The organism is Planktotalea sp., from assembly GCF_049680325.1.
In the GTDB taxonomy this organism is placed as follows: domain Bacteria; phylum Pseudomonadota; class Alphaproteobacteria; order Rhodobacterales; family Rhodobacteraceae; genus Planktotalea.
On record NZ_JBAUHO010000278.1, the window covers coordinates 1 to 3,416 of the forward strand.

Genomic DNA, 3,416 nt, shown 5'->3' on the forward strand with positions numbered 1-3,416 from the left:
CGTGCCATGGCTGGAGATAACGTGACGCTGTTTTGCGGAACGTTTTGCAGGGCTTGTTCAAGGGCAGCGCGCCTTCCGCCGTTTCCAATGATGCGAAACTGCATGCGTCCGGCAAACCGTTTGGCAAGGGCGGGAATGATCTTCTCTAGCCCCTGCCCTTCGCCAATATTTCCTGCATAAAGCAAGCTTGGTAAAGTCGCGGTAGCGTTTTCGGATTTGGAAAAGTCTTCGGTGAGGAAATCGGGGTCTATGCCATTGGTGAAAACCTTCACACCCACATTGGGAGCTACCTGTGCAATATGAGCGGCAAAGCCGGGCGAGTTGATACTAATACGTTCTGCCTGCCGGAATGTGCGCCGCTCGATAAAGCGAAAAAGTCCCAATACATGACGCAATACGCTTTTGACGAAAACATCTTGCATGGTCTCAGTGAAAATATCGCGGATATCGAGATACAGCCGGGAGCTGCTCCGCCGAGCGATTTGTGCGGCTAAAGCGGCACTCATCAAACGTGATGAGGTGCCAAACACCAGATCATATGTCTGGCCCTTCGAAAGCCTCAGCGCTTGGCGGGCATAGCTTAAAAAGGCGCGTGATTGATCCTTGATGCCGCCTGTGTGGCTGGGTAGTGCGATGCGGTGAATGTGCAGACTGGGGCGCTCTTCCAACCCTGCCGGAGATATGGCAATTTCGCTGTAACGGTTTGGGGTCGTGGTGAGCACGTCAATTTCAAGATGCAGCCCCTGCGCCGCGCTGCGCCGCTGCAGCGCCTTTACCATTGCCTCCATGCGGAAAGATCCGGCACTCAGATCGGGAGGATAGTAAAAACTGATCAGCAGAATTTTCAGAGTTTTTTTGGACGTCGGAGAGGTCAAGATGTCTGCCATGTGATCTCTGTTTCTAGTGTTAGGGGAAGATCTGCTTGACTGCGGATTTCGACTTTTTGAGCTGGTAGTGCGATACCGAATTCGGGGTGCCACGTGGTATCGCGCAGCGCGACTTCAGTCTCGGCTGGCGCGGTGATTGTCACGTTCTGTGACGTTTTGCCGTGTCGGCCCGTGACCTGCCGTCCTTCTAATGATAACGCCCAATCTGGGGCAATGGGCAGGCCTATGGTGATATTGTGCTGCCCGCGCCCGCTGAAGTGATCGCTGATCAGCAGGCCGGTTTTGCTCAAGGACCAAGTGCGACTATGTAGAACGCTCCGCGTTAACCGTAAATAGCCTGTGTGCGTCGCGCCGAACTTGATCTCATCTATATGTATTTCACTGTGGACATCCTTCACAGAAGCGCGGCGCGCCACGCGAAATCCGGACCAGACTTCAGAAGAATCCTGCCCGTCCACAAGAGCGGTTGCATGGGCCGCTGTTCCCCGTTGACGCACGCGTTCAGCACTGGTGCCGTAGACTGAAGTGCCCCCGTTTACTACACATCTGTATCCGTCGAGAGACAGTTCGAAACTGAGCGTATCTGCATGTGCATGACCAGGCAGATAATCAGGGCCGACCTTGGCCATATCCGCCAAGAGAACCGCAGGGCCAAGTGCTGCGCGCGCATATCCGCTGGCTTGCAGATGAGTGAAGCGGCTCTCGATTTCGGGCAAACTAGGAAAGCCCAAACGGGTGGCATAGTTCGCTACTACCTCAGGGGCTGGCGCAATCCCAATCGCTGCATCATTGAAGAAAGCGATATCTCCGTCTGGATGGCGCATCACGGCCATCCAGCGCATCATCTGGGGCACCAATTCTTGCCACATCGAGAGCGCTGCCATACCCTGGGTTCCCAAACCGGCGGCAAAGCTTTGTGCGATGTTCACCAGATCAAGGACATCCTCGACCGCAAGGCAATGATACATCGGGCTTAATTCGAAGTGGCCACCATCCGCTAGGATTTGCTCGGGAAATTCTCGCGCTAGAATTTTCAAACCAAGATCGCGCCATGTCTGAGCCTCGGGCCCTTCAAACCACAGTCCTGCAAACAGGAGGGCTTTGGCATTCACAAAGAGGTGGTTGCCTAAAATATGGCGTTCAAGGTTGCGGCTGAGCCAGCGCGCCTGATCGGCAAGACTGGCGCAGGCTCCAGCCGGTAGGCGATTCCCCGCGAGCGCCCATTTGATCCACGCGGCCATGCGCAGAGATGTGGGATAGGCATGCCAGCCTGTTCCTTGCCCCGCAGGGTTGGCGGCAATCCAATCTGTGATTAGAGCGGCATGTGCTTCTGTGCGCTCAGAGGCGGAACTGGCTAGAAGATCAGCAAAATAATGCTGGTTATAACGCCAGAGTAGTGCTCGCTCTGGACCGTCCCAGCCGATCTCGCTCAGATTGCCGCTCTTGCCTAGGAAGGTAAAGTGGCCGGGTGGTGTAAAACTGCTAGACTTGGTGATAGGCGCAACCCAATCGCTGCTTTGCGCACGTTGTGCAAGCACAGAGCCAGAGCGCGGACTAGGCCGATAGACTTGACGCAAAAGCTGGAACGCGATTTGCTCGACTTTGAGGTACCTCAACGTGTGCCAGTAGCGCAAAACCCAGCGTATCATGGCATTCCGCTTGAATAATCAGAACCGCTGCGCAGCGCCTCTGCTACATCCAGTGTCACGCGCGCCACTTCAAACAGCTCGCTGGCAGGAATTGCTGCGGCTTCTGGTGCCATGCTGCCCGCGCGCACTGCGTTGAGAAAGGCCTTGGCGCAAGCCAGTTGGCCCTTGTCCTGACGGCGCAAACTGCTCTTGCGGAACCCGCGCCAGTTATAGCCGCGCAGCTTGAGGAAATTGTCCAGTTGCAATGTGCCCCCGGCCGAGAACACTTCAATGCGTTCTTTGGCAAAGGATGCACCCCCGTTGGCCAGATAATGCAATGATCCAAACGATCCATCAGCAAAGCCCAATGTGATTGAGACCTTGTCATCCGTAACCGCCACACTGGGGGCATCCCCCATGCGTCGTGCCTGTACGCTGGATATCTTAGCACCGGCCAGATAGCGCATTAAATCAATGTAATGGCAAGCCTCGCCAATGATCCGCCCGCCACCAATGGCCGGATCCTGCGTCCAGTGATCGGCAGGAATCGCGCCCGCGTTCATCACCATGATAAAGCTCTTGGGTTCGGCACTGGCATCCAGCAGGGATTTCATCGTCTGGATTTGCGGCGCAAATCGGCGGTTAAAGCCAACCATCAACTGCCTGTTCGCTTTTGCATAGGCTGCTTCTATCTCTGCCAGACCGCTGTGATCCATCGCTAGTGGTTTTTCCACAAACACATGTTTACCCGCTTTCAGCGCCGCGGCGGTGAGAGCGGCATGGCTGTCATGACGCGTAGCAATGACGACGGTATCGATGGTGGGATCGGCGAGGACCGCCGCGCTGTCCGAACTGGCATGAGAAAAACCCATGCGGCTGCCATGCACGACACTGTTGGTAC

Annotated in this window: 3 protein-coding genes; all 3 read right to left on the reverse strand. The window is 55.6% G+C overall.

The features are described from left to right. On the reverse strand, window positions 1-887 hold an 887-nt coding region (locus WBC85_RS13005), incomplete at its 3' end, for a glycosyltransferase (RefSeq protein ID WP_424437878.1). Beyond that, a complete protein-coding gene (locus WBC85_RS13010; protein ID WP_424437881.1) occupies window positions 872-2,536 on the reverse strand; it encodes a heparinase II/III family protein in 1,665 nt (554 codons plus the stop codon). The genes WBC85_RS13010 and WBC85_RS13005, both read right to left, overlap by 16 nt. Continuing rightward, on the reverse strand, window positions 2,533-3,416 hold an 884-nt coding region (locus tag WBC85_RS13015; RefSeq protein ID WP_424437884.1), incomplete at its 5' end, for a Gfo/Idh/MocA family protein. The genes WBC85_RS13015 and WBC85_RS13010, both read right to left, overlap by 4 nt.

What these genes read in the sequence shown, in the direction of transcription:
- WBC85_RS13010 (WP_424437881.1), bottom strand. Translation starts at nt 2,536, where the DNA reads ATGATACGCTGGGTTTTGCGCTACTGGCACACGTTGAGGTACCTCAAA.